This window comes from Pseudogemmobacter sp. W21_MBD1_M6 (genome assembly GCF_052119585.1).
Classification (GTDB): domain Bacteria; phylum Pseudomonadota; class Alphaproteobacteria; order Rhodobacterales; family Rhodobacteraceae; genus JBGQOJ01.
On the sequence record NZ_JBGQOJ010000013.1, the window covers coordinates 34505 to 60841 of the forward strand.

The following is a 26337-nucleotide window of genomic DNA, read 5'->3' on the forward strand; positions in this document are numbered from 1 at the left end:
ACTTTGGCTATATCCCCGACGTAGATTGGCGGGGGTCAAATCTCGTCGGGGAAATGTTTCATCACCAGCCGGATCGGGTTCGGCGCGGCCTGCCCCAGACCACAGATCGAGGCATCGGCCATTGCTGTCGCCAGGTCCTCCAGCAAGGGTTGATCCCATCGGTCGGCCTGCATCAACTTGACCGCCTTTTCACAGCCGACGCGGCAGGGTGTGCATTGGCCACAGGATTCGTCCTCGAAGAAACGAAGCATGTTCAGTGCGGCGGCCCGTGCGCTGTCGTGATCCGACAGGACGACCACGGCGGCAGAGCCTATGAAGGTGCCAAGCGGTTGCAGCGTGTCGAAGTCCAGCGGCACGTCATTGATGCTGGCGGGCAGCAGACCCGAGGACGGGCCACCCGGCTGATACGCCTTGAAGCTGTGACCGTCGAGCATTCCGCCCGCCGCCGCGATCACATCCGTGATGGTCGATCCGGCGGGCAAAAGATGCACGCCCGGTTGTTTCACCCGCCCCGAGACAGAATAGCTGCGCATCCCCTTGCGGCCGTTTTTCTCGACGCCGGACAGGATCTCGCCACCCTCGCGCAGAATGCGGGTGACCCAGTGCAGGGTCTCGACGTTATGCACAAGCGTGGGCCGGTTGAAAATGCCGACCTGCGCCACAAAGGGAGGACGGTGGCGCGGGATGCCGCGCTTGCCCTCGATCGACTCGATCATCGCCGATTCCTCGCCGCAGATATAGGCGCCCGCGCCGCGTCGCAGGTCGATGAAGCCCTTGGCGACAAGGCCCGCATTTTCAAGCGCGGCGATTTCGCGTGCCAGAATCTCCAGCACGGCGGGATATTCATCGCGCATGTAGATGAACACGGTGTCCGCCTCGACGGCCCAGGCTGCAATCAGCATGCCCTCAAGGAACAGATGCGGGGTCCGCTCCAGATGGTATCGGTCCTTGAAGGTGCCCGGCTCGCCCTCGTCGCCATTCACCGCCATGTAACGCGGGCCTTTGGCGGCCCGCACAAAGGACCATTTCTTGCCCGACGGAAATCCGGCCCCGCCCAAACCGCGCAGCCCCGAGGCCAGAACCCTGTCCTGCACGGCGTCCGGGTCGCCAGCGGCTTTCACCTCTGCCAGAACGGTGTACCCGCCATCCGCGACATAGGCCGCATAGTCCTGATAGGCCGGCACATGCGCGTGGGTGTCGCCCGCCAGTATTGCCGCCTTTGCCTTGTCCAGCGTGGCGTGGTCGATGTGGTTGTGCCCGATTTCCAGCACCGGCGCGGTATCGCAACGCCCCATACAGGGGGCGCGCACCACACGGACCTCGGACGCATCAAGCCCCGATTCCAACGCCGATTTCAACGCCTGCGCACCGGCCAGTTCGCACGACAGGGAATCGCACACACGGATGGTCAGCGCGGGAGGCGGGGTTTCACCCTCCTTCACCACGTCAAAATGCGCGTAAAAACTTGCGACTTCGTAAACTTCGGCCTGCGACAGGCGCATTTCCTCGGCCAGAGCCCGCAAATGGGCGGCAGACAGGTGGCCATATTTGTCCTGAATCAGGTGCAAATGCTCGATCAGAAGGTCGCGGCGAAGCGGGCGGTCGCCCAACAGCGTCTTGACCTCGGCCCAGGCGGTATCGTCAAGCTGACGCCCCTTGGGGGTCTTGCGGCCCTTGCCCTTGCCCGATTTCCAGACGCCCTTTTTGTTGTCCAAAGCCATGTCGCGCCCCTTTTGCGGTGTTGTCGCGACCCTACCCCGCCACGAAAACGGCTGACCATATCAAAAACGACCTTTCCCGATGTGCCAGCGCACGGAATCGCGCCATTATGTCGCCTATCGGAACGCTGTGTTCCGGTTTGCCGCTGCCAAAGCTCTCGTCAGGGGCCGTAAACCTGATAGGTTCCCCGCATGAGCGCCGATTTTGACCGATCCCATCTGATGTTTGCCGTGGCAACCCTGTGCCCCCTGCCGCTGCTGGGGGTGGGTGCTGTATTCGGGGGCGTCTGGATCGGGTTGGCCTGCCTTTACATGACGCTGTTCACCTTTGCGCTGGACGAGCTGGTCACAAAGGCGGATCGGGGCAGGCCTGGGTCGGAATTTCCCGCCGCAGATGCGCTGTCGGTGACGCTGGGCGTCAGCCACTTTGCCTTGCTGGCACTGGGTGTCGGGGCCTTGTCGGGGGCCACGGACCTTGGCGGACTGGACCGTTTGGGCGTGTTGGTGGCCTTTGGGCTGTTCTTTGGGCAGGTCAGCAATTCCAACGCGCACGAACTGATCCACCGCAGCGACCGCAGGCTGCATGGCTTGGGCAAATGGGTTTATATCTCGATGTTGTTCGGGCATCACACCTCGGCCCATACGCGCATCCACCACAGGTTTGTCGCGACAGAGGATGACCCCAATACCGCGCGTCTGGGCGAATCGTTCTACCGCTTCGTACCGCGCGCCTGGATCGGCAGTTTTGTGGCGGGATACGAGATCGAGACGCAAATGATGCGGCAGAAGGCACCACGCCCGCCGCGCTGGCGTCACCCCTATGTCGTCTATGTCGGGGGGGCGATGCTGTGTCTGGGGCTTGCGGCATGGGCGGGCGGGCTGTTGGCCTATCTTGCACTGGCCGGCTATGCGCAGACGCAGCTGATGCTATCCGACTATGTGCAGCACTACGGATTGATGCGGCAGCGGCTGGCCAATGGGAAACCCGAACCCGTCGGCCCGCAGCATTCGTGGAACGCGCCACACTGGTTCTCGGGGTATCTGATGCTGAACGCGCCGCGCCATTCCGACCACCACGCCCACCCCGCAAAACGCTATCCGGCGCTTGATCTGCCCGGCCCGCAGGATGCGCCGACCCTGCCGCGCAGCCTGCCCGCGATGGCGGTGATCGCCCTTTACCCGGCGCTATGGAAACGGGTGATGACCCCGCGTGCCCGCGCATGGAGCGAGGGCAGAATGCCCGCAATTGCGGCAGACACGGGCAACTGAGAGCCGTTTTCCGCACAAAGACGCGGACGACACCCAGCTGTCACTGGATCGGCGCCGCGTTCTCTGGCAAGCTTGGGTCATGAACATCCTGCACCTGATCCCCGCCGCCCTTGCCTCGTTGTTTCTGGTCCTGCCCGCGCAAGCGGATTCGCCTTTGTCGGCAGAGGCATTTGACAGCTATTCCCTTGGAAAAACGCTGTATTTCGGGCTGGGTGGCACGCCTTACGGCGCCGAGGAATACCTGCCGAACCGCCGCGTGCGCTGGTCCTTTCTGGATGGCAATTGCAAAGAGGGGGAATGGTATGCAGAAGGCGCGATGATCTGCTTTATCTACGAGGACAACCCCGATCCGCAGTGCTGGACCTTCACCAAAGGCGGGCGCGGGCTGATCGCGACGTTCGAGAACGATCCCGCATCGACTACGCTGTACGAGGTCGAAAAAAGCGCCGAGCCGATGCTGTGCCTGGGGCCGGACGTAGGCGTTTAGCCCTTTGTGTCACTTTGTTCCCTAAATACTCACGGCGCGCGGGTTCCGCCGCCGCGCCGTGAGTATTTAGGGAACAAAGTAGCCATCAGAACAGGCTGCCTTGCCCGGCTTCAGGAGCGCCCGCTTTCGGCTTTTTGATGGGCTTCACGGCGGCACCGACCGCAATCCGCCCATCGTGGAACTGGATTTCCAGATCCGACGCGGCCCCTGCCGCCTTTTTCGAGGTCACCACATCGCCGTCGCCGCGCACCACCGCATAGCCGCGTTTCAGCGTTTCAGTATACCCAAGGGTCTGGCGCAAACGCTCCAGCGCGTCCAGCTTGTCCCTTTGCCGTTTGACCTGCGTTATGCCCGCCTGCGACAGGCGCGACAGCACGGCGGCAAGGTCTTTCTTCCTTATCTCCAGATCACGCTGCAACAGCGGCAGGCGCAACCGGTCGGCGCGGCGATCGAACAGCGCGCGCTTGTCCTGAACGACGCGGCGCAGCAGCGCGGGCCGTAACGCGCCGCCCTTTTCGCTAAGGACCAGCTTTTTCTTCTGGGTCGCCGCCCCCAGGGCCGGCCGCAGGCGTTCGCCCCAAAGGTCAAGCTTTTGCGCCGGACCGGACAAGAGCGCCTCGGCCCGTGGCAAGGCGCGCGCCAGATCGCGCAGGCGTTGGCCACGCAGATCGACGCCGCGACGCGCGGCCCGCACAAGCCGGCTGTCCTGTTCACCCACCCATGCCAGCAAGTCCAGCCTCACCGGCACCGCCAGTTCCGCCGCCGCCGTCGGCGTTGGCGCACGACGGTCCGAGACAAAGTCGATCAGCGTTGTATCGGTTTCGTGGCCGACAGCGGAAATCAAAGGGATATCGCTGGCCGCCGCCGCCCGTGCGACGATTTCCTCGTTGAAGCCCCAAAGATCCTCGATAGAGCCGCCACCGCGCGCGACGATAATCAGGTCGGGGCGCGGCAATGCACCCCCCGGCGTAAAGGCATTGAACCCCCTGATTGCGGCGGCCACCTCGGCCGCGCAGCGGTCACCCTGAACGGCGACGGGCCAGATCAGCACCTTGCGGGGAAAGCGGTCGCGCAGGCGGTGCAGGATGTCGCGGATCACAGCCCCCGTCGGCGAGGTGATCACGCCGATGATTTCGGGCAGATAGGGCAAGGGTTTCTTGCGGCTTTGGTCGAACAGGCCCTCGGCCTCCAGCATCGCCTTGCGTTTTTCCAGCATCATCATCAATGCGCCCATGCCGGCCGGCTGGATATCGTCGATGATGATCTGGTATTTCGACTGGCCGGGGAAGGTCGTCAGCTTGCCGGTGGCGACAACCTCCATCCCTTCCTCTGGCTGGACGCGCAGTTGCGCCGCCTTGCCCTTCCACATGATCCCCGCCAGCACGGACGAATCGTCTTTCAGGTCAAGATAGACATGGCCGGATCTGGGCCGCGTCACGCGCCCGACCTCGCCACGGACCCGCACCAGCCCGAATTCGCCCTCGATCACACGTTTCACCGCACCCGAAATCTCGGACACGGTATATTCGGGTGAATTCAGCCCCCCGGAGGGGTCGTCGATCAGGTCGGACATCTGGCCTCGCTTGTCATGGGCGTTGATGCACCTTAGAACGCCCGCAATCCAAGGCCAAGCGGGGGCGACGAAATGAATATCCTGATTTTAGGCAGCGGCGGGCGCGAACACAGCCTTGCATGGGCGATCAAGCAGAACCCGAAATGCGACCGGCTGATCGTGGCCCCCGGCAATGCAGGGATCGCCGCCATCGCGGAATGTGCGGATTTCGACATCAATGACGGCAGTTATGTCGTCACCTTCGCCGAGGAAAACGCCGTTGATTTTGTCGTGATCGGCCCCGAGGCCCCCCTGGCCGCCGGCGTCGCCGACCGGTTGCGGGCTGCGGGCATTCTGACATTCGGCCCCTCGCAACTGGCCGCTCAGCTTGAGGCGTCCAAGGCGTTCACCAAAGAGATCTGCGATGCCTGCGCGGCCCCGACGGCGGCCTATGCGCGGTTTGTCGATGCCGGGGCGGCCAAGGACTACATTCGGGCGCAGGGTGCGCCGATTGTGATCAAGGCCGACGGACTGGCCGCAGGCAAGGGCGTGATCGTCGCCATGACGCTGGACGAGGCGCTGAACGGCGTGGACGAGATTTTCGGCGGGGCCTTTGGCGCGGCCGGGACCGAAGTCGTGATCGAGGAGTTCATGGAGGGAGAGGAAGCCTCTTACTTTATCCTATGCGATGGCGCCGACATTCTGCCGATCGGCACGGCGCAAGACCACAAGCGGGTCTTTGACGGTGATCTGGGCCCCAACACCGGCGGCATGGGGGCCTATTCCCCCGCGCCGGTCCTGACCGACGAGATCGCGCAAAAGGCGCTGGACCAGATCATCCGCCCCACCGTGGCCGAAATGGCAAGACGCGGGATGCCATATCAGGGGGTGCTTTACGCGGGTTTCATGATCAAGGACGGCCAGCCGCGTCTGGTGGAATACAATGCGCGGTTCGGCGATCCGGAATGTCAGGTCCTGATGATGCGGTTAGGCGCGCAGGTGCTGGATCTGCTGCTGGCCTGCGCCGAAGGGCGGCTGGCGGATGCGCGGGTGAACTGGGCCGACGACCATGCGCTGACCGTGGTGATGGCCGCAAAAGGCTACCCCGGACCCTACAGCAAGGGAAGCGTGATCAACGGCTTGGACGGTTTGCCGGAAACCAGCATGGAAATCGTATTCCACGCAGGCACGACAGAGGCCGAAGGCAAGATCTCGGCGACCGGCGGGCGGGTTCTGAACGTTACCGCGCGGGGTGCCAGTCTGGCAGAGGCACAGGCGCGCGCCTATGCACTGGTGGACCGGATCGACTGGCCAGACGGCTTTTGCCGCCGCGACATCGGCTGGCGGGCGCTTTGATCAACGCGCAGTCCACTCTTGCTGCTACTTTGTTCTAAAAATACTCAGGGCGCTTCGGTCCGGACTGTTGCGACGTGAGTATTTAGAGAACAAAGTGGGGCTCAGGGCGCGCAGCCTCTGGCCGGATCGGCAGAGGCTTTTCCAGTATAAGGGCGCAGGTCTTTTGACGTCAGTCTGCCCCCCTGAAACCGCGTGGCGATCACACGCGACCAATCCGCGCTGACGGTGATCATCGCAGGGCCGTCGCAATCGGCAATGCCGCCGGTGATGTAACTGTCGCCGATGCGGTGATTGGTCAGCCCGCCGGATTGCGCAGCCTGCACCAGCTTTCCGCCTATGAGCCGCCAAACCATCAACAACCGCGCCAGATGCGGGCGGTCGATGTAGGCGATTTCCGTCCGGCCGTCGCCGTCAAGGTCGCTTATGCCGATCGGCGCAAGCCAGCGGTGGGTCCGACCGATGGCGGGGGTTGCGGCAACACGCCCGCCTTCGTCATAGACGGCAAGACGTGCGCCACGGGCAATATCGGTTTCCACCACGACCACCTCTGGCGCGCCGTCACCGTCCAGATCCGCAAGGCGGGGGGCGGTATCCTCGAACACAAAGCTTTCAGGCAGCACAAGCCGCAGGGTGCGGCCATCGGTCAAGACCAGTTCCAGCGTGCCATGCTCTATCGCATCGCCAAGGATGCCATGATCATAGCGCAGTGTGGGATCGGCATAGCGGGCAATGGCTATATCGGCCCGAGCATAGCCGCCCCCCAGTGTCGAAACAGTGCCGAGGGCCAGTGCCGCCAGCACCCGCCGCATCATATCTGTTTTTCGGGCATCTGCACGATCAGACCGTCCAGCGCGTCGGTGACCTTCAGTTGGCAGGTCAGGCGCGAACGGGCGGGGTCGGGCTGATAGGCGAAATCCAGCATATCCTCTTCCATCGCGTCCTTGGCGGGCAGCTTGTCGGCCCAAGCGGCATCGACATAGACATGGCAGGTCGAGCAGGCGCAGGCACCACCGCAATCGGCCTCGATGCCGGGAATGTTGTTGTCACGGGCGCCTTCCATCACGGTCATGCCGTTGGCAACGTCGACGATATGCTGTTTGCCGCCGTGTTCGATATACGTGATCTTGGCCATTGAGGTCCCCTTGGTCGTCAAAATTGTTCAGCCTTGTTTAGACAAGGCGATCTGGCCTTGCCAGCCCGTTTTGCGACACGCGCTGGTCACGCTTGCGTTAAATTACAAATGTTCTGCTTTCGTTTCCGCGTATTGGACCCCATGCACGCGCCCCCTCGCTGTCTCGCTGACCGGAGTCAGGTCAGGTGCGCGGCCAACCTTAGCGCTGTCGCGCGGGTGTAAAAAACGCTATGATGCGCCAAAGGGGGCAAAAGACCCCGCATATTGGCAAAAGCAGTGATGATCCGAATTGCATTTCTTGTGGGCCTTGGGGGCCTGTCGTTGAATGCCTGCGGTATGGTGCAGGGCAATGCCTCTGCGCCCGACAACGGGTTCAACCTTGTGCGCAGCAGTCAGGTTCCGCCGCCCCCCGGCGCCGAACCGGGCAGCTGCTGGGGCCGCGACATCACCCCTGCCGTACTGGAAACCGTCACCCATCAGGTGCAGGTCGACCCCGCAACGCAGGATGCCGCCGGCAAGATCCTTAGCCCCGCGACCTATCGCACCGAAACCACCCAGCAGATCGTGCAGGAAAGGGCGGTTGTGTTGTTCCAGACCCCCTGCCCCGATCTGGTCGACACGGAATTCACCGCCTCGCTGCAACGGGCGCTGTCTGCACGGGGCCTGTTCGCGGGCGAGATCAACGGCACCTACGACGGTCGCACCCAGCGCGCGGTGCGGGCGTTCCAGATGGCCGAAGGCGGGCCGAACAGCGGTATCCTGTCGCTGGAGGGCGCGCGGCTGTTGGGGCTGGTTGCTTACGAAAGGAGCGATTTATAGCCGCATGATCCCGCCAATGGACCGCAGACGAAAAAGGGCGCCACCGGGGCGCCCTTTGTCTTTGTATCGACAGGTTTATTATTCGACGGTCAGCGCGACAAAACGCGGGTCGCCGTCGCGGCGGACCAGAAGCAGCAGGGACTTGCGGCCAGCCTCTTTGGATTCGGCGATACGCTTGTCCAGATCAGAAACCGTGACGACCTTTTGCTGGCCCGCTTCGGTGATCACGTCACCGGCGCGCAGGCCTTTCTCGAAGGCTTCGCTCGTTTCGTCGACATTGCCCACAACCAGACCAGACGCCCCGACCGGCAGGTTCAGTTGCGTGCGCAACTCGTCCGACATCTCTGCCACGGTCAGGCCAAGCACGGTCTTTTCCACAGGCTCCGGCGCTTTGACAGAGGCCGGAACAGGCGATGCCTCGGCGGTTTCGCGGCGGCCAAGCGTGACCATCAGCGTCTGCGTCTTGCCGTCGCGGTTGACGACAACGCGCACGGCCTTGCCGACGGGCGAACTGCCGACGCGGCGGACCAGTTCACGGGTGTCAGAGACGTTGCCGCCATCGAACGAGGTGATCACGTCACCCGACAGGATGCCCGCCTCCTTGCCGGGGCCATCCGGCACGTCCGTCACCAGCGCGCCTTTGGCTTCGGCCAGCCCCATCGCCTCGGCGACATCGGGGGTGACGTCCTGAATGCGGACGCCCAACCAGCCACGGCGGGTTTCGCCGAACTCTTTCAACTGGTCCACAACCTTTGTCACAATCGCCGACGACATCGAGAAGCCGATACCGATCGACCCGCCGTTGGGCGACAGGATCGCGGTGTTCACGCCGACCACGCCACCGTCCATGTTGAACAGCGGCCCGCCCGAATTGCCGCGGTTGATCGCGGCGTCGGTCTGGATGTAATCGTCATAGGTGCCTGACAGCGCACGGCCGCGGGCAGACACGATACCGGCAGAAACCGAAAAACCCTGCCCCAGCGGGTTGCCCATGGCCATAACCCAGTCACCGACTCGCATCACGTCGCTGTCCCCGAACGGAACAAACGGCAGCGGCTCGTCGCTTTCGACTTTCAAAAGCGCGATGTCAGTGTTCGGATCGGTCCCGATCACCTTGGCAGGCAGTGACTTGCCCGAGAAGAATTCGATCTCGATCGCGTCGGCACCTTCGATCACATGGTTATTCGTAACGATGTAGCCATCCTCGGACACCACAAACCCGGACCCAAGGGCCTGACTGCGGCGCGGGGCACGATTTGGGCCACCGTTTCCGCCCTGCTGTCGGTCCATGAAGTCCCTGAAGAAGTCCTCGAACGGAGAGCCTTCGGGAACAATCGGGCCAGGACCGGTCGAGGCGGCGACGGTCGTTGATGTGGTGATATTCACAACCGACGGGCTGACCTTTTCGGCCAGATCGGCAAAGCTTTCTGGGGCGCCGCGCGCATGGGCCACCATCGTCTGGGCCATCAGCAGCATAAGGCCCAGAACAAAGAAAAGCATCGCCCGCGCGGGCGCTGAATTGGCGTGCTGGACGGGAACGGAAATTGCCTGAGGTCTCACTGCGAACTCCTTCTTGGTCGGCATGGCGCGACACGGCGAAATGTCGTTAGCGCTTTTCTTATATTTCGAACGACGGGCCCGGATTGCAACACAAAGCCGGTCTCGGCGCGTCACATGCGCGTGACTTTGGCGGCTCAGGCACCCGTTTGGGCAGAGTGTTTCAGGGGATCATCCAGCGTGCAAGCGAAACGAGTGCCGCGCCGGCCACAATTGCGATCAGGCCGATCAGGCGGCGCGCCTCGACGGGCATGTCGCGCAGGGCGGCCAGAATATCCTCGATACGCGAAGGGGCCAGTGCAAGCACCAGCCCCTCGACTAAACAGACACATCCTATTGCAAGGATGATCCAGCTCATTTATCGGCGCTGGTCGATGACTTCAGATAGTTGAAGAAGTCTGAATCCGGCGACATCACCATGGTCGAGTTGGAGCCTTTCAGCGCCTCCTCGTAGGCTGACAACGAGCGGTAGAATTCGAAGAACTCTGCATCGGCACCATAGGCAGCGGCATAGATGCCGGTGCGGCGCCCATCGGCCTCGCCTCGGGTGATTTCCGCCTGACGCTTTGCGTCCGAGACAAGCTCGACCACGGTCCGGTCGGCCTGGGCGCGGACACGTTGCGCCGCCTCTTCGCCGCGTGCGATCTCGTCGGCGGCCTCGCGTTCCCGCTCTGCCCGCATCCGTGCGAATGTGGCTTCGAGGTTCTGCTCTGGCAGGTCGCTGCGCTTCAGCCGCACGTCAACCACGGTCAGACCGATTTTCTCTGCCTGAAGACGGGCCGCATCGCGGATTAGGGCCATCAGGGCCGCGCGATCTTCGGACAGGATGTCGTTCGAGGTGACACCGCCCAATGTTTCACGCATCTGCGCCAGCAAGATGTCGGTCAGACGGATTTCCGCGGCGCGTGCACCGGCCCCGCCGACAGCCTGACGGAACCGCACAGGGTCGGCGATCCGGTAACGGGCGAAGGCATCGACCACAAGACGACGGTCGTCCAGCGGTGTGACCTCGATCGCATCGGTGTCGATGGACAGGATGCGGTCGTCATAGCGAACGACCTCCTGGATCAACGGGATCTTGAAATAAAAGCCCGGCGTTTCCTTGACGGAAATCACCTCGCCGAATTGAAGCACAAGCGCCTTTTCACGTTCGTCCACGATAAACACCGAAGACAGGATCGCAGCCGCGGCGATGACAAGGGCGGGAAGGCCGTAGGTTGCTAGTTTCATCAGTTGGTCCCTCCCGCGGCCGGTGTGCGGCGCAGTTCATTCAGCGGCAGATAGGGCAGAACACCATTCTGACCGCCGACGTTGTCGTCAAGAATGATCTTGTCGACGCCGCCAAGCACTTTTTCCATCGTTTCCAGATAAAGCCGCGTGCGCGTCACGTCCGGGGCTTTCTGGTATTCGGCAAGAACCGCACTGAAACGGCTCGCCTCGCCTTCGGCCTCGTTCACGACCTGTGCGCGATAGCCTTCGGCCTCTTCCAGCACCTGTGCTGCTTCACCGCGGGCACCCGCAAGCGCCTGGTTCGCATAGGCGTCGGCCAGCTTTTCAAGCCGGTCGCGCTGCTGCTCTGCCGCCTGCACTTCGCGGAAGCTGTCGATCACTTCACGCGGCGGATCAGCCTTGTCAAAGTTGACGCGGACGATGTTCACGCCACTGTCGTAGCTGTCCAGCGTCGACTGAACCAGTTCCTTGAGGCGCACCGCGATAGACGCGCGATCCCGGTTCAGGACAGGCGCAAGTTCGGATTGCGCGATAATCTCGCGCATGGCGGATTCTGCAACGGCGCGGACTGTTTCCTGCGGGTCACGCAGGTTGAACAGGAATTCCTGTGGATCCCGGATATTCCAGACGACCTGAAAGTCGATGTCGACGATGTTCTCGTCACCCGTCAGCATAAGACCTTCGTCGCTCCGCGAGCCACGCCCGACGCCGATCTGCTCGACCCGCTCGGTCGTAACCGACAGCACCTCTTTGGTGACAACCGGCCAAGGGGCAAAGTTCAGACCTTCCTGGCCGACATTATGGAATTTTCCGAGGAACAGTTCGACCGATTGCTCGGATGTATCAACGCGGTAGAACGATGCGAACGCCCAGACCGACACCACCGCCAAAAGACCAAGGCCCACGGTGCCGCGTGTCATTTTGGGCAACCCGCCGCCGCCCTGACCGCCGTTGCCGGACCCGCCACCGCGCCCGCCCATCAGGACGCGCAACTGCTCTTGGCCCTTTTTCATGATTTGTTCGATCTCGGGTATCTGCGGACCGTCGTTTCCGGGCCTGCGACCGCCACGGTTTTTATCACCGTCGTCGCCGCCATTGGATCCGCCTCCGCCCCAAGGTCCGCCGTTATTGCTAGCCATTCAGGTTAGTTCCCTTCTTTCCCAATCGAGACTTCCATTCCTAACTGGTCGTAAATCTTCAGAATTCAAGCGCCACACCCCAGAGTTTTCATCCAGCGCGCACCGGTGTTTTCATCGTGACCAGCTCTTCCGACATCGTCGGATGCACCGCAACGGTGCGGTCGAAGTCTTCTTTCGTGGCGCCCATCTTAAGCGCGATTGCGACCAACTGGATCAATTCGCCAGCATGGTCCGCGACGATATGACAGCCAAGAACCTTGCGGGTCTTCTGGCTGACAACAAGTTTCATCATCACGCGGTCGTCACGCCCTGCAAAGGCGGACTGCATCGCGCGGAAGGATGTGCAATAGACCTCGATCGGTTCCAGATCGCGGGCTGCCTCCTCGGTAAGCCCGACAGAGCCAAGCTCGGGGCGGGTGAACACCGCATTCGCCACCAACTCGTAGTCGGGCTTGGTGGGGTTGCCTTTGAACACCGTCTCGACAAAGGCCATGCCCTCGCGGATCGCCACAGGCGTCAGGTTGATCCGGTCGGTCACATCGCCCACCGCATAGATCGACGGAACGGCGGTCTGGCTGTAGTCGTCCACGACGATCTCGCCGCCGCGGCCCAGTGCGACGCCCAGCGCCTCCAGCCCCAGACCCGCCGTATTAGGCGTGCGACCGGTGGCGAACATGACCTGATCATAGGTTTTCGCGACGCCGTTGGTGTCCTTTACCCAAACCCCGTCGGCGGTTTTGTCAATCTCGAGCACATTGGTGCCGACATGCAGATCAATGCCCTGTTCGCGCATCAGTTCGGCGATATGCCCCCGCGCCTCTTCGTCGAAGCCACGCAAAATCTGCGCCCCGCGATAAAGCTGCGTCACCGCAACGCCCATCCCGTTCAGGATACAGGCAAATTCGCAGGCGATATACCCGCCACCGACAATCAGGATGGATTTTGGCAACGTTTCCAGTTGGAAAACCTCGTTGGACGAGATCGCATGTTCGGCCCCCTCCATGTCGGGCAAGAAGGGCTGGCCCCCTGTGGCCACCAGAATATGCTTGGCCGTCACGACGTCTCCGGTGGACAGTCGCACCGTATGCGGATCGTCCAGCGTCGCGCGGGCGTCATAGACGGTGACGTCCGAATTTTTCAACAGGTTGCGATAGACGCCTTCAAGCCGGTCAAGTTCGGCATGCAGCTTTGTGCGGAACTGCGCCCAGTCAAAGACACCGTCCGGCACATCCCAGCCATAGGCGCGGGCATCCGCGAACATCTCGCGGTAGCCCGATGCAAAAACCATCAGCTTTTTCGGAACGCACCCACGAATGACGCAGGTGCCGCCCATACGGTATTCCTCGGCCAAGGCGACACGCGCGCCGGTCGCCGCAGCCACCCGCGCGGCCCGCACCCCGCCAGAGCCGCCACCGATGACAAAAAGGTCGAAATCAAAGGTCATGGACTCTCCTAGTCGGTCATGTCCGAGAACAGGTTGTCGGTATCGAGAAAGTCGATCCGCTCTGATTCCACGGTGCCCGCGTTGATATCGCGCACCTCGACCCGACCGTCGCCATAGCCGATCACGACCGCATCGCAGATGTCGATGAACAGGCCGTTTTCGACGATGCCGGGGATCTGGTTCAACACCAGCGACAATTGCCGCGGGTTGCCGATGCGGTGCAGATGCAGATCAAGGATATAGTTGCCCTCGTCGGTGATGAAGGGCGTGTCCTGATTCAGGCGCAGGGTGCTGGTGCGCCCCAGCACATCCATCGAGATCAGAGTTTCCTCGACCAGCGCCTTGGTTGTCTGCCAGCCGAAGGGGATCACCTCGATGGGCAGCGGGAAGGCGCCCAGCGCCTCGACCTGCTTGGTGATATCGGCGATCACGATCATCTGGTCCGATGCGGTCGCCACGATCTTTTCCTGCAACAGCGCACCGCCGCCGCCTTTGATCAGGTTCAGGTCGGCGTCATATTCGTCGGCACCGTCGATGGTGACGTCCAGCCATTTGGCCTCGTCCAGACTGATCACCTTTATGCCCACGGACCGCGCCAGATCGGCGGTGCGGCTGGAGGTCGGAACACCGGTGATCTTCAAGCCGTCCTGACGCACCATCTCGCCCAGACAGCGCACCATCCATGCGGCGGTCGATCCGGTTCCAAGCCCCACCCGCATGCCGTCCTCGACATATTCGCACGCGCGTTTGGCGGCCACGAATTTGGCCTTGTCTATGGGGGATAGTTCTCCGGTCATGGCAGCGACTCCGTTTTGTTCATGCGCGGTTATAGGAAAGATGGGCACGGGGCGCGAGGGGGCAATGCACCTGAATTGCGGGTTTCAGCGCCGAATGGTCGCTTTCCATCTGGCAAATCCGGTATCCAGGGACCAGGTTGCGGGGATGACTCCGACCTACCGCCTGCATTACGCGCCCGACAACGCCTCTCTGATCGTCCGCCTTGTGCTGGACGAACTGGGCCAACCTTTCGAGACGACGCTGGTGGACCGCCGCGCGCAGGGCCAGCGCAACGCATCCTATCTGGCGTTGAATCCGAACGGGCTGATCCCCGTGCTGGAAACCCCCGACGGCCCGATATTCGAGACGGCGGCGATCTGCCTCTGGCTTGCCGACCGCCATCACGCCCTGTTCCCGCCGCCGGAGTCAGCCGCACGTGGCGACGCCCTGAAATGGCTGTTCTTCACATCGAACACCCTGCATGCAACGCTTAGAATGCTGTTCTATCCGGAAAACTACATTGGCCCCGATGCAGACGACCAGAGCCGGCTGCGCACCCGCCTACAGCAGAACCTGCGCGGCCATCTTCAGACCCTCGACGCCGTTGCCGCCACCCGCCCCGCCTGGCTGGGTGGCCGCGACGCGGGGGTGCTCGACTTCTACATTTCCGTCTGCCTGCGCTGGATCGCGCTCTATCCCAAGGGCGAAACCGACTGGTTCAGGTTGTCCGATACGCCGCATTTGCGCGCCCTTGCGGCGCGGACAGAGACGCGCGCCCCGGTTCGCCGTGCAATCATTGCCGAAGGACTGGGGGCAACGCCATTCACCCGCCCCGTCTATGCCACCCCACCACAAGGATCGGCCACCTGAATGTTCCTCAGCGTATTTGACATGTTCAAGGTCGGCATCGGCCCTTCGTCGTCGCACACCATGGGCCCTATGGTCGCCGCCGCGCGGTTCCTTGACCGGATGCGTGCCTCGCCGTTCCAGTTCGCCGGCGTCCGCGCGTCGCTGCACGGCAGCCTGGCCTTCACCGGCGTCGGACACGCGACAGACCGCGCCACGATTCTGGGGCTGGCGGGTTTTGCCCCCTCCACCTATGACGCCGCACTCGCTGACGCCGCCCTGATCCTGAACCGCAAGACCCGCAGGCTGACCCCCGAAGGCCTGCCGCCGCTGCGCTTTGATCCCGCCACTGATCTGGCGTTCGACTACGGCCCACCCCTGCCCGGCCATGCGAACGGAATGATCCTGATGGCGACCGATCCCCAGGGCGACGTGATTCTGCAAGAGACCTACTATTCCATCGGCGGCGGCTTTGTGATGACACAGGCAGAGCTGGCCGCAGGCAAGAACACCGATGACGGTGCGCCGGTGCCCTACCCGTTCAAATCGGCGGCAGAGATGCTGGAGATGGCCGCATCCAGCGGCAAAACCATTGCCCGGATGAAACGCGAGAACGAACTGTCCCGGATCAGCCCTGCGGCACTGGACGCCGGGATCAGCCGGATCTGGCAGGTGATGAACGACTGCATAGATCGCGGGCTGGCCACGGGCGGCATTCTGCCCGGCGGGCTGAACGTGCGCCGCCGCGCGCCGAACATCCACGCCCAGCTGAAGGCAGAGCAGGGCCTGAACATGACCGCGCCGCACACGATCAACGACTGGATGAGCACCTACGCCATGGCGGTAAACGAGGAAAACGCCGCTGGCGGGCAGGTTGTAACGGCCCCCACCAACGGCGCTGCCGGCGTGATCCCCGCCACGATCCGCTATTGGCTGGACCATGTGCCCGGGGCCGCACCTTCGCGTATCGGGGATTTTCTGCTGACCGCCGCCGCCGTGGGCGGGCTGGTAAAGCACAACGCCTCGATCTCGGGGGCGGAATGTGGTTGTCAGGCCGAAGTGGGCAGCGCCGCCGCGATGGCCGCCGCAGGGCTATGCGCCGTGATGGGCGGAACACCGGAACAGGTGGAAAACGCCGCCGAAATCGCGCTGGAGCATCACCTTGGCATGACCTGCGACCCGGTCAAGGGGCTGGTGCAGGTGCCCTGCATCGAACGCAACGGGCTGGGCGCGATCAAGGCGGTCAGCGCGGCCTCGTTGTCGCTGCGCGGCGACGGCATGCATCTGGTCAGCCTTGATGTCTGCATCGAGACCATGCGCCAGACCGGCGTCGATATGTCCGAAAAATACAAGGAAACCAGCCTGGGCGGGCTGGCCGTCAATGTGCCAAATTGCTGATACTTTGTTCCAGAAATACTCGAATTCCACGGTTGCCGCCATGCGCGCCACTGGCTAGCGTGGCGCCATGACCGGCGACCGCCCGCTTGTGGGTATCCTTTTCATGCTTGGCTTTTGCGTGCTGGCCCCGATGGGCGACGGCATTGCCAAACTGCTGGGCGACACCGTGCCGGTGGGGGTTTTGGTAACCGCGCGTTTCGCGCTTCAGGCGTTGTTCCTGATGCCGGTCGTCGTGCTGACGCGCCGCACCATGCGAATGACCCGCCGGGTGCTGGTTCTGACCACGCTGCGCACCGGGCTGCACATCACAGGCATTTCGGCAATGTTCCTGTCGCTGCGGTTCCTGCCTTTGGCTGACGCGATCGCCATCGCCTTTGTGATGCCCTTCATCATGCTGCTGCTGGGCCGCTATGTGCTGAACGAGGAAATCGGCACGCGCCGCCTGACCGCCTGCGCGGTGGGGTTCATTGGCACGCTTCTGGTGATCCAGCCCAGCTTTGCCTCAGTCGGGCTGGCGGCACTTTTGCCGGTGCTGGTCGCGGTGGTGTTTGCGCTGTTCATGCTGGTCACACGGCTGATTGCAAAGGAAACGGACCCTATCACGCTTCAGGCGATCAGCGGGGGCATGGCCTGCGTGCTGTTGGTGCCGGTCCTGTGGCTGGCCGATGGCACCGGTCAGCCCCTGCTGGACCCGGTGATGCCCGACACAGGCGACACCATATTGTTGCTGGTTCTAGGTGCCCTTGGCACGACCGCGCATCTGTTGATGACATGGTCGTTGCGGTTTGCCCCCTCGGCCACGCTTGCGCCGATGCAATATCTTGAAATCCCCTTTGCCACGCTGATCGGCTGGGTGGTGTTCCACGACCTGCCCAACGGGCTGGCGGCAGTCGGCATCGCCATTACGATCTGCGCGGGGCTTTATATTGTCGTTCGGGAAAGAGGCCTCAGTCGGCAGTTGGCGGCAGAAGCGCCCTGATCGCCTCGTTCAGGTGGTCGCGCGACAGGATCACCAGCATTCCCGCCCCCGACACCGATATCCGGACATGCGGCGCGCTTGTCTCGTTCGAGGTGCCGCTGCGGCCCCATGGCGCGAAACCGATGCCGTCCAGCGGCCAGCGCAGGCCAGAGGAGTGCGCGGTCAGGTCCGACAGCGGAAACAGCGACACGGTTGCCCCCACAGGCAGGGTCAGCGCCAGATCTGGCGGGCAGTGAAAGCAGATCTCGCTTGCGCCAATCAGAATCACCGGACGCCCCGCACGCCGCACCAGAACATTCAGCGTCGCCAGTTCATGGTCCAGCCGCCCGCCCAGAAACCCGACACCCAGAATCAGCGGTGCCTTAATGTTGCGCAGACATTTGTCGAAATCCGTGCTGTCCTGCTCGGAAATAAGGTGCAAACAAGACGGGGGTAGCGCGGCACGCGCCTTGTCCGATATACTGTCAAGGTCCCCGATGACGGCAACAGGCAAGTGCCCCGCCGCCAGCGCCGTATCCGCGCCGCTGTCGGCAGCCACCAGAATCGGGGCAAGATACAACGCGATATCAATGACTTCGGGTGAAGTGTGCCCTCCACCGACCAGCGTTACAGCATCATTTGTTTGAACAATCGGCGTCATCGTCACATCATTACCCCTGTTTTTGGAAACAAGCCACAATCCGAACACGAAATAATACGTTTAAAATACCAGTTTTGTTCATTTTCCAGAACCTGTGTATGGTAAACATTCCCTTGCTGGGTTGGGCAGAAAGCGAGCTACCGATGGTGGGTGCGAGTAAAATCCTAACCGTTTCTTACGGAACCTTCTCTTGCACACTTGAGGGTTTCGACGATTCTTTTTCCACGATGAAAGCCATCGCGGAGTATTTTCGGGACTTGGCGGCAGATGACCGCTATTTTGGCGCGGAACCTCCGACGCCGGATGCAGATATGCTGGCCCGGATTGCGGAAAAAGAAATCCAGAAACGGGTAGAAGCAAAGATACAGGACAACGGAGTCGTTTTGCGACCCCGCGTCGAAATGCAGCCCAGAGCCGCCGCAGCGCCTGCGCCTGTGGCAGAGCCGACGTATACTGCGGCGCAAGCGCTGGCCGATACCGGTCCGGTGACAGAGCCTGTGACAGCGGCAACTGCGGACGAATATGATTTCGACTCGGCCTCCTTTGATGATGCGGTGTTTGATGACGCGATCATTGATGAGACGCCCGAGGCCGCGACAACGCCCTCGATGGAGCTGGCCGCCGATGTTGCCGAAGGCACACAGGCCCCCGCAGACCCGGACGAGACTGTCGATGATCTTGACATCGCGGGCCTTTTGTCAGGCGAAGAGTTCGCCGAAGACATCGAGCCCGCCCCTGTTGCCCCGGCACCGGTTTATACCAAAGTGATTTCCGATACGGAATCGGTCGCGGCAAAGCTTCAGCGCATCCGCGCCGTTGTGGCCAAGGCCGACACCGCCGCCAAAATCGCGCCAGCCGCCTATTCCGAAGACGAACACGCCGAGGACCTGTCGCTTGCAGCGGTCACCGGAACGCCCGACGAGGCCGAGGATTTGGCCGACGTGGCTGAAGACATGGCTGAAGCCGCACCCCAGCCTGTCGAAGAGCCGGTTGCCGAGCCTTTGGCGGCGCAGGACTACGACGAGGCAGACTTCGATATCGGCACCTTTATGGTCGACGCCTCGGACGAAGATGAAGAGACTGCGATAGAAGAACCTGCCGACGTCGAGGACGAGGACTTTTCAGGGGTCGCCGCATTGGTTGCCGAAGCAGACCTGAACATCGAAACCAACGTTGTGGAAACCACCGAAGTCACCGAAAGCAACGTCGCACAAGACGAGGGTCCAGAGTTTTCGGAAGAGATGCCTGCCCCGGCCCCTGCGGCGCAACGCGCACGATCGCGCGTGATCAAGGTCAAACGGGCCGACTATGAAAAAGCCGTCGCCACGGGCGGACGCGGGCTTGCCGATCTGATCGACGAGACAGCGCCGCTGCCTGAAAAAACCGAACCGCTGGACGACACCGGCCTTTCAGCCGAAGCCGAAGCAGACCTGATGCAGGAACTGGCCGAGGTGGAACGCGAAGCCGAAACGACCCGTCGCGTGGACCGCGAAGGCCGCGCCGTTCTGGCCCGCGTGGACACAGGCAAGGAAGACTCGGTCAAACGAATTCTGGATGAAACCAACACCAAGCTGGACAATCCCGAAAGCAAGACCCGCCGCTCTGCCATCGCGCATCTGCGTGCTGCCGTCGCGGCAACGGTCGCCGACCGCAAGGTCACGGGCGGCGCGGGCATCGACAAAGACGAAAGCCTGACCTACCGCGCGGATCTGGCCAAGGCCGTCCATCCGACACGCGACGGCAAGGCGACACCGGGCGTCAACCGGCCTGCCCCGCTGGTTCTGGTGTCGGAACAGCGCATCGATCAGGCCAAGCCAGAGCAGCCGGGCATGGTGCGGCCGCGCCGTGTGGCAGCCACCCCGGTGGTGCTGCGCAAGGTCGAGAACACCTTCCACGAGGATCTTGATCAGGAGGATGCCGGCGAGCAGCGCGACGAAAGCGATACCGCCAACATCTTCCGTGACAGCGCCAGCTTTGCCGAGTTCGCCGAAAGCCTTGGCGCAACTGAACTGCCCGACCTGCTGGAAGCCGCAGCAGCCTACGCGGCCTTCGTTGAAGGGCGTCCGCATTTCTCGCGGCCCCAGATCATGCAGAAAGTGGCAACCTATAGCGCGAAAGACGGGTTCAGCCGCGAGGCCGGGCTGCGGTCGTTCGGGATGTTGCTGCGTCAGGGCAAAATCCAGAAGCTGGAGCGTGGACAGTTCACCATCGCGAAATCGACCCGCTTCAAGCCAGAGGCGCGTTACGCAGGCGAGTAAGCTATAGATGAACGGCAAAAGGCGGGACGATCACCAGATGATCGCCCCGCCTTTTTTGTATTTGAAAGAGAAGTCGAGTATTTTCGCCGAGAAGATGAACAACTTTGTTCTCTAAATACTCGAATTCAGGGGCCTTAATCCGCGCTGTCCTTGGCATCGGGGTCGGCCTGTCCGATGCCGCGAAAGACCATTTTGAACGGGATTGCCCAAAGTACGCCCAATCCGACGTAAACCAGCAGTTCCACCAGAATAGACGGGCGGTCCAGCAGACTGACCGCCTTGACCGCGACGATGATGTAGACCGGCAAGCCGATCAGCAGGATCACCAGCGACCAGCGGCGGCGCGCTTTGTATGACAGGGCCATGGCGGGTCGTCAGTCGGCGAAGGGGTCGGTCACCAGAATGGTGTCGTCCCGCTCCGGCGAGGTGGAAAGAAGGGCGACGGGGCACTGGATCAACTCTTCGACGCGGCGCACGTATTTGATCGCCTCGGCGGGCAGTTCGGCCCAGCTGCGCGCGCCTGCGGTGCTTTCGCTCCACCCTGGCATGGTCTCGTAGACCGGAGTCACCCGCGCCTGCTGATCTGCCGCAGTGGGAAGATAGTCCAGCGCCTTGCCGTCCAGCATGTAGCCTGTGCAGATCTTCAGCTCTTTGAAGCCGTCCAGCACGTCCAGCTTGGTCAGCGCGATGCCCGACACGCCGGAGGTTGCGCAGGTCTGGCGCACCAGAACTGCATCGAACCAGCCGCAGCGCCGCTTGCGCCCTGTGACGGTGCCGAATTCGTGGCCGCGTTCGCCCAGACGCTGGCCGTCCTCGTCGAACAATTCGGCGGGGAACGGGCCTTCGCCGACACGGGTCGTATAGGCCTTGACGATGCCCAGCACGAAATCAATCGCGCCCGGCCCGATGCCGGTGCCTGTGGCGGCCTGCCCTGCGATCACATTCGAGGATGTGACAAAGGGATAGGTGCCGAAGTCGATGTCCAGGAGCGCGCCCTGCGCCCCTTCGAACAGGATGCGTTTGCCGGCACGGCGCTTTTCGTTCAGCACCTTCCACACGGGGGCGGCGTAGGGCAGGACCTGGGGGGCGATGTCCCGCAGTTTGGCCAGCAGCTCGTCGCGGTCGATCGGGTCCATCCCCAGACCACGGCGCAGCGCGTCATGGTGCACCAGCAGGCGGTCGACGCGCAATTCCAGCGTCGCATCATCTGCCAGATCGGCCACGCGAATGGCGCGACGACCGACTTTATCCTCGTAGGCCGGGCCGATGCCGCGACCTGTGGTGCCGATCTTTGCAACGTCGGTCTGGGATTCGCGGGCGCGGTCCAGTTCGCCGTGAACCGGCAGGATCAGCGGCGCGTTCTCGGCGATCATCAGGTTCTCGGGCGAAATCTCGACGCCCTGACCGCGCAGCTTGGCGATCTCTTCGATCAAGTGCCATGGATCAAGGACAACGCCGTTGCCGATCACCGAAAGCTTGCCGCCGCGCACGATGCCAGAGGGCAGCAGCGACAGTTTGTAGACTTTGCCTGCAATCACCAGCGTGTGACCGGCATTGTGACCGCCCTGAAAGCGCGCAATCACATCGGCGCGTTCGCTGAGCCAGTCAACGATCTTGCCTTTTCCCTCGTCACCCCATTGGGCGCCCACAACAACGACGTTGGCCATTTCTATATCCTAGTGTTCAGGAAAACCGCGGCCCGTATAGCCGCCGACGGGCGTCTATGAAACAGCTAATTCGATGCAAGGCTGGACACAGGCCCCTGATTTCGTCAAATCATAGGCAAAACAGGGCAGAACGGGAGACAAGATGTTCGGATTTTTCCTGCGATGGCTGTTTGCCTTTGCTCTTTTGGCGGTCACTTTCAACCCGACGCGCTGGAATTATACCCGCTGGGCGATGGAAAATTACCAGAGCCAGCTGTCGGTGACCGTGCTTGCGGGGCTGATATTGTTTATCGGCTACATCATCTACCTGCGCGCCACGCTACGCTCTATCGGTGGATTGGGCATGTTTCTTGTGGCGGCCGTGGTGGGTGCGCTGATCTGGGTGTTGATCGACTGGGGCATTCTGGCGCTTGGGAACCGCGACCAGAAGGTCTGGCTTGGACTTCTGGCGCTGTCGGTCGTTCTGGGCATCGGTCTGTCCTGGAGTTTTGCGCGGCGCGCGATGTCGGGACAGTTCGATGTGGACGAGACCGACGAATAGCCGCAATCTTGGGGTTGCGGGCGGGCGGCTGTCCGACTAGATAACCCCATCACAAGTAATAGGGCCGGTTTTCATGGAAAACGTCATCCTCGTCATCCACCTGATCCTCGCGATCTGCCTGATCGGCGTCGTTCTTTTGCAGCGCTCCGAAGGCGGCGGCCTGGGTATGGGCGGCGGTGGCGGTGGCGGTGCGATGTCCAGCCGCGCTGCGGCGACGGCATTGGGGAAACTGACCTGGATCTTTGCCATCGCCTTTATCGGCACATCCATCGCGCTGACGGTTGTTGCGGCCAAGAACTCTGCCGGTGGATCGGTTGTCGACCGTCTGGGCATTCCTGCGCCGGTTCAGCAGACCGCGCCTGTCGCACCGCTGGGGACAGACCTGCTGCCCCCGACAACGGGCGATGCCCCCCTGACGCCACCGCGTGCAGATAACTGATATCACACTATAGTTTGCCCGCAGGGCAGTCTTGCTCACATCATGTTGCGGTCTGGTTGCGGGCAGAGCGCAAATAGTCTATGTCTTAAATCCCGTGATACATCGATTCTGACGGATCGGCGCGATCAACAAAAAATGCAAAAGTTCACGGGGGCTTCCGACACATGGCACGCTATATTTTCATCACGGGCGGGGTTGTGTCGTCTTTGGGCAAAGGCCTTGCATCGGCGGCTTTGGGTGCCTTGTTGCAGGCGCGCGGCTATTCGGTCCGCCTGCGGAAACTTGACCCCTACCTGAACGTCGATCCCGGCACGATGAGCCCGTTCGAGCATGGCGAAGTCTTTGTCACCGACGATGGCGCAGAAACCGATCTGGACCTTGGCCACTACGAGCGGTTCACGGGTGTCTCGGCCCGCAAAACCGATTCCGTGTCGTCCGGGCGGATCTATTCCACCGTTCTGGAAAAGGAACGCCGCGGCGATTATCTGGGCAAGACCATTCAGGTGATCCCCCATGTCACCAATGAAATCAAAGACTTCCTGCATGTCGGTGAAGACGAGGTTGATTTCATGCTGTGCGAAATCGGTGGCACCGTCGGCGACATCGAGGGCCTGCCCTTTTTCGAGGCGATCCGCCAGTTTGCTCAGGACAAACCCCGTGGCCAGTGCATTTTCATGCACCTGACCCTGTTGCCCTATCTTGCTGCCTCAGGAGAGCTGAAAACGAAACCGACGCAGCATTCGGTCAAGGAACTGCGGTCCATCGGCATCGCGCCGGACGTTCTGGTGTGCCGGTCAGAACATCCGATCCCCGAGAAAGAGCGCGAGAAAATCGGGCTGTTCTGTAACGTCCGCAAGGAAAGCGTCATTGCGGCCTATGACCTTAAATCGATCTACGAGGCGCCGTTGGCCTATCACCGCGAGGGGCTGGATCAGGCGGTTCTGGATGCCTTTGCCATCAGCCCTGCGCCCCGCCCCGATCTGACTGTCTGGGAAGACGTGGCGGACCGCGTGTTCAACCCCGAAGGCGAGGTCAAAATCGCCATCGTCGGCAAATACACCCAGTTGGAAGACGCCTATAAATCCATCGCCGAGGCGCTGACCCATGGCGGCATGGCAAACCGCGTGCGGGTCAAGGTGGAATGGGTCGACGCAGAGCTGTTCGACCGCGAAGATCCCGCTGCCCATCTTGAAGGCTATCATGCGATCCTGGTGCCGGGCGGCTTTGGCGAGCGCGGAACAGAGGGCAAGATCAAAGCGGCGCAATTCGCCCGAGAGCGCAAGGTGCCCTATCTGGGGATCTGCCTTGGTATGCAGATGGCCGTGATCGAGGCTGCGCGCAATCTGGCGCATGTGGCCGATGCAGGGTCCGAGGAATTCGACCACGAATCCGGGAAAAAGCGTTTTACGCCCGTTGTTTACCACCTGAAGGAATGGGTGCAGGGCAACCATGTGGTCGAACGCAAGGTTGGCGATGACAAGGGCGGCACGATGCGCCTTGGGGCCTATACCGCCAAACTGTCCGAAGGGTCGCGGGTTGCCGGTATCTATGGCGCGACCACGATCGAGGAACGCCACCGCCACCGCTATGAGGTGGACACAAAGTTCCGCGAGCAGCTGGAGGCCTGCGGCATGGTCTTTTCCGGCATGTCGCCCGACGGCAAACTGCCCGAGATCGTCGAGATCAGGGACCACCCGTGGTTCATCGGCGTTCAGTATCACCCCGAACTGAAGTCGAAACCCTTTGCCCCGCACCCGCTGTTCGCCGATTTCGTGCGCGCCGCTGTGGAAACCTCGCGTCTGGTCTGACGCGTCACCGATCAGGCGGCGTCCAATCGGTCTGGACCGCCTTGCGCGCGCGCAGCCGCAGCGCAAGGCCGATCGACACGCCGACCCCGATGGCGACCGTCAGATCCACCAGCACCGTCAAGACAAGCGTCACCAACAGCAACATCTTGTCCGGCGTGGGCGCGGCCAGATAGCCCGCCCATTTGTGCGGCTCGCTCATATTCCATGCGGTCAGGATCAGCAGCCCCGCCAGCGCGGGCATCGCCAGCATCCCCACCGCAGGCCCGGCGACCAGCATGAACCCCAGAATAACCACGGCATGGATGATCCCGGCAACCGGCGTCCTCCCGCCCGCGCGGATGTTCGTGGCGGTGCGTGCGATGGCGCCGGTCACGGGCATCCCCCCGAAGACCGACGATGCGACATTGGCCACGCCCTGCGCCAGCACCTCTGCATTGGGGCGGTGCCTTGTCCCGATCATCCGGTCCGCAACCATGGCCGACAACAGCGATTCCACCCCCGCCAGAAAGGCGATGACAATGGCCGACGGCAGCAGCGATGTGATCCGGTCCAGCGACAGTGCCGGCAGATGCGGCGCGGGCAGGCCGGCGGGCAGCGCCCCGAACCGCGATGCGATGGTATCGACCTGCAGGGCCCCGGCCGCCACCAGCGCCGACCCGATGGCGACCGCCACGATCAACCCCGGCAATTTGGGTGCGGCGCGCCGAAAGGTGACGATCAGCACCATGGTCAACAGGCCCACCCCCAGCGCAGGCAGGTTGAAGGTGTCTTTTGCCCCCCATAATGCGGGCAGCTTTTCCAGAAAATCGGCGGGCACCGCGGCCATCTGCAACCCCAAAAGGTCCTTGACCTGCGACACCGCGATGATCACAGCGATGCCGATGGTAAAGCCGTTCACGACCGCCTCTGGCACGTATTCGATCAGGTTGCCGACCCGCAGGTATCCGGCCGCGATCAGGATCAGCCCCGCCATGAAAGTCGCAATCACCAGCCCGTCATATCCATGTGTGGCAATCACCCCGTAGATCACAACGATGAACGCCCCCGTCGGCCCGCCGATCTGCACGCGGCTGCCGCCCAATGCCGAAATCATGAAACCACCGACGATCGCCGTCACCAGACCTTGCGCCGGTGTCGCCCCCGAGGCGATGGCAATGGCAAGACTAAGCGGCAGCGCCACCATTGCCACGGTGACACCCGCGATCAGATCGGCGCGAAACAGCGCCCGGTTATAGGATTTCAGGCTTGAAACCAGTTCTGGCAACAACATTCGAACAGCCT

At 62.3% G+C, this 26337-nt stretch carries 25 protein-coding genes; 11 read left to right on the top strand and 14 right to left on the bottom strand.

Features of this window, described 5'->3' with window-relative positions; translation table 11 throughout:
* Window positions 1-35 precede the first annotated feature (35 nt).
* Complete coding sequence (locus tag ACEN2R_RS13470; protein WP_442043038.1) at window positions 36-1721, bottom strand: NAD(P)H-dependent oxidoreductase subunit E; 1686 nt, start codon at window positions 1719-1721, stop codon at window positions 36-38.
* Window positions 1722-1910: 189 nt separating this feature from the next.
* On the opposite strand from ACEN2R_RS13470, the gene ACEN2R_RS13475 reads away from it, so the two are divergent.
* Window positions 1911-2987, top strand: a complete 1077-nt coding sequence (locus tag ACEN2R_RS13475; RefSeq protein WP_442043040.1) for an alkane 1-monooxygenase — start codon at window positions 1911-1913, stop codon at window positions 2985-2987.
* A gap of 79 nt (window positions 2988-3066) precedes the next feature.
* Window positions 3067-3474 carry a hypothetical protein gene (locus ACEN2R_RS13480; RefSeq protein WP_442043042.1) on the top strand — a complete coding sequence of 136 codons (408 nt, stop codon included), beginning with the start codon at window positions 3067-3069 and terminating at the stop codon, window positions 3472-3474.
* A gap of 85 nt (window positions 3475-3559) precedes the next feature.
* Here the strand turns inward: ACEN2R_RS13480 and xseA are convergent, their stop codons facing one another.
* Window positions 3560-5047: an exodeoxyribonuclease VII large subunit gene (gene xseA / locus ACEN2R_RS13485; protein ID WP_442043043.1), complete on the bottom strand. Its 1488-nt coding sequence runs from the start codon at window positions 5045-5047 to the stop codon at window positions 3560-3562.
* A 72-nt stretch (window positions 5048-5119) separates the two neighbouring features.
* Here xseA and purD point away from each other — a divergent pair, with 72 nt between their 5' ends.
* Window positions 5120-6382: a phosphoribosylamine--glycine ligase gene (gene purD / locus ACEN2R_RS13490; RefSeq protein WP_442043044.1), complete on the top strand. Its 1263-nt coding sequence runs from the start codon at window positions 5120-5122 to the stop codon at window positions 6380-6382.
* A gap of 101 nt (window positions 6383-6483) precedes the next feature.
* Here the strand turns inward: purD and ACEN2R_RS13495 are convergent, their stop codons facing one another.
* Window positions 6484-7194 carry an FG-GAP repeat domain-containing protein gene (locus ACEN2R_RS13495; RefSeq protein WP_442043045.1) on the bottom strand — a complete coding sequence of 237 codons (711 nt, stop codon included), beginning with the start codon at window positions 7192-7194 and terminating at the stop codon, window positions 6484-6486.
* The gene (locus ACEN2R_RS13500; protein WP_442043047.1) at window positions 7191-7514 is read right to left on the bottom strand and encodes a 2Fe-2S iron-sulfur cluster-binding protein; all 324 of its coding nucleotides are present in this window, start codon (window positions 7512-7514) and stop codon (window positions 7191-7193) included. Before ACEN2R_RS13500 ends, ACEN2R_RS13495 begins: the two co-directional genes overlap by 4 nt.
* 279 nt (window positions 7515-7793) lie before the next feature.
* On the opposite strand from ACEN2R_RS13500, the gene ACEN2R_RS13505 reads away from it, so the two are divergent.
* Complete coding sequence (locus ACEN2R_RS13505) at window positions 7794-8333, top strand: peptidoglycan-binding domain-containing protein (RefSeq protein ID WP_442043049.1); 540 nt, start codon at window positions 7794-7796, stop codon at window positions 8331-8333.
* A 78-nt stretch (window positions 8334-8411) separates the two neighbouring features.
* Here the strand turns inward: ACEN2R_RS13505 and ACEN2R_RS13510 are convergent, their stop codons facing one another.
* From ACEN2R_RS13510 to rpiA, 6 genes are all read right to left on the bottom strand, one after another.
* Complete coding sequence (locus tag ACEN2R_RS13510) at window positions 8412-9917, bottom strand: Do family serine endopeptidase (RefSeq protein WP_442043051.1); 1506 nt, start codon at window positions 9915-9917, stop codon at window positions 8412-8414.
* A 136-nt stretch (window positions 9918-10053) separates the two neighbouring features.
* Complete coding sequence (locus ACEN2R_RS13515) at window positions 10054-10248, bottom strand: DUF2065 domain-containing protein (RefSeq protein ID WP_442043053.1); 195 nt, start codon at window positions 10246-10248, stop codon at window positions 10054-10056.
* On the bottom strand, window positions 10245-11120 hold the full coding sequence (gene hflC / locus ACEN2R_RS13520; protein WP_442043055.1) for a protease modulator HflC: 876 nt from the start codon (window positions 11118-11120) through the stop codon (window positions 10245-10247). The genes ACEN2R_RS13515 and hflC overlap by 4 nt, the downstream gene beginning before the upstream one ends.
* The gene (gene hflK / locus ACEN2R_RS13525) at window positions 11120-12259 is read right to left on the bottom strand and encodes an FtsH protease activity modulator HflK (RefSeq protein WP_442043057.1); all 1140 of its coding nucleotides are present in this window, start codon (window positions 12257-12259) and stop codon (window positions 11120-11122) included. Before hflK ends, hflC begins: the two co-directional genes overlap by 1 nt.
* Window positions 12260-12347: 88 nt before the next feature.
* The gene (gene gor, locus ACEN2R_RS13530; RefSeq protein WP_442043059.1) at window positions 12348-13703 is read right to left on the bottom strand and encodes a glutathione-disulfide reductase; all 1356 of its coding nucleotides are present in this window, start codon (window positions 13701-13703) and stop codon (window positions 12348-12350) included.
* A gap of 8 nt (window positions 13704-13711) precedes the next feature.
* Window positions 13712-14500, bottom strand: coding sequence for a ribose-5-phosphate isomerase RpiA (rpiA, locus tag ACEN2R_RS13535; RefSeq protein WP_442043061.1), 789 nt, complete (start codon window positions 14498-14500; stop codon window positions 13712-13714).
* Window positions 14501-14645: 145 nt separating this feature from the next.
* On the opposite strand from rpiA, the gene ACEN2R_RS13540 reads away from it, so the two are divergent.
* The 3 genes from ACEN2R_RS13540 to ACEN2R_RS13550 all read left to right on the top strand — a co-directional run bounded on the left by ACEN2R_RS13540 (window position 14646) and on the right by ACEN2R_RS13550 (window position 17703).
* Window positions 14646-15350 (top strand): glutathione S-transferase family protein, encoded by a 705-nt coding sequence (locus ACEN2R_RS13540; RefSeq protein WP_442043063.1) that lies wholly within the window; start codon window positions 14646-14648, stop codon window positions 15348-15350.
* The gene (locus tag ACEN2R_RS13545; protein WP_442043065.1) at window positions 15351-16724 is read left to right on the top strand and encodes an L-serine ammonia-lyase; all 1374 of its coding nucleotides are present in this window, start codon (window positions 15351-15353) and stop codon (window positions 16722-16724) included.
* A 67-nt stretch (window positions 16725-16791) separates the two neighbouring features.
* Window positions 16792-17703: a DMT family transporter gene (locus ACEN2R_RS13550; protein ID WP_442043067.1), complete on the top strand. Its 912-nt coding sequence runs from the start codon at window positions 16792-16794 to the stop codon at window positions 17701-17703.
* On the opposite strand, the gene ACEN2R_RS13555 is transcribed toward ACEN2R_RS13550, so the two are convergent.
* Window positions 17672-18343, bottom strand: a complete 672-nt coding sequence (locus ACEN2R_RS13555; RefSeq protein ID WP_442043069.1) for a thiamine diphosphokinase — start codon at window positions 18341-18343, stop codon at window positions 17672-17674. The two genes, ACEN2R_RS13550 and ACEN2R_RS13555, sit on opposite strands and share 32 nt — an antisense overlap.
* A gap of 227 nt (window positions 18344-18570) precedes the next feature.
* On the opposite strand from ACEN2R_RS13555, the gene ACEN2R_RS13560 reads away from it, so the two are divergent.
* A complete protein-coding gene (locus tag ACEN2R_RS13560) occupies window positions 18571-20601 on the top strand; it encodes a hypothetical protein (protein WP_442043071.1) in 2031 nt (676 codons plus the stop codon).
* A gap of 134 nt (window positions 20602-20735) precedes the next feature.
* Here ACEN2R_RS13560 and ACEN2R_RS13565 read toward each other — a convergent pair whose 3' ends face one another.
* Both ACEN2R_RS13565 and ACEN2R_RS13570 read right to left on the bottom strand, forming a co-directional pair.
* Entirely contained in the window at window positions 20736-20966 is a 231-nt protein-coding gene (locus ACEN2R_RS13565; protein WP_442043073.1) for a DUF2842 domain-containing protein, read from the bottom strand.
* Between the two features lie 9 nt (window positions 20967-20975).
* Entirely contained in the window at window positions 20976-22268 is a 1293-nt protein-coding gene (locus ACEN2R_RS13570; RefSeq protein ID WP_442043075.1) for an adenylosuccinate synthase, read from the bottom strand.
* Between the two features lie 142 nt (window positions 22269-22410).
* Between ACEN2R_RS13570 and ACEN2R_RS13575 the strand changes: the two genes are divergently transcribed.
* The 3 genes from ACEN2R_RS13575 to ACEN2R_RS13585 all read left to right on the top strand — a co-directional run bounded on the left by ACEN2R_RS13575 (window position 22411) and on the right by ACEN2R_RS13585 (window position 25056).
* Complete coding sequence (locus ACEN2R_RS13575; RefSeq protein WP_442043077.1) at window positions 22411-22809, top strand: DUF6524 family protein; 399 nt, start codon at window positions 22411-22413, stop codon at window positions 22807-22809.
* A gap of 73 nt (window positions 22810-22882) precedes the next feature.
* Window positions 22883-23248, top strand: coding sequence for a preprotein translocase subunit SecG (gene secG, locus ACEN2R_RS13580; protein WP_442043079.1), 366 nt, complete (start codon window positions 22883-22885; stop codon window positions 23246-23248).
* Between the two features lie 164 nt (window positions 23249-23412).
* Window positions 23413-25056 (top strand): CTP synthase, encoded by a 1644-nt coding sequence (locus ACEN2R_RS13585; protein WP_442043081.1) that lies wholly within the window; start codon window positions 23413-23415, stop codon window positions 25054-25056.
* Window positions 25057-25060: 4 nt separating this feature from the next.
* Here ACEN2R_RS13585 and ACEN2R_RS13590 read toward each other — a convergent pair whose 3' ends face one another.
* The gene (locus ACEN2R_RS13590) at window positions 25061-26326 is read right to left on the bottom strand and encodes a SulP family inorganic anion transporter (RefSeq protein ID WP_442043082.1); all 1266 of its coding nucleotides are present in this window, start codon (window positions 26324-26326) and stop codon (window positions 25061-25063) included.
* Between the last annotated feature and the right edge of the window lie 11 nt (window positions 26327-26337).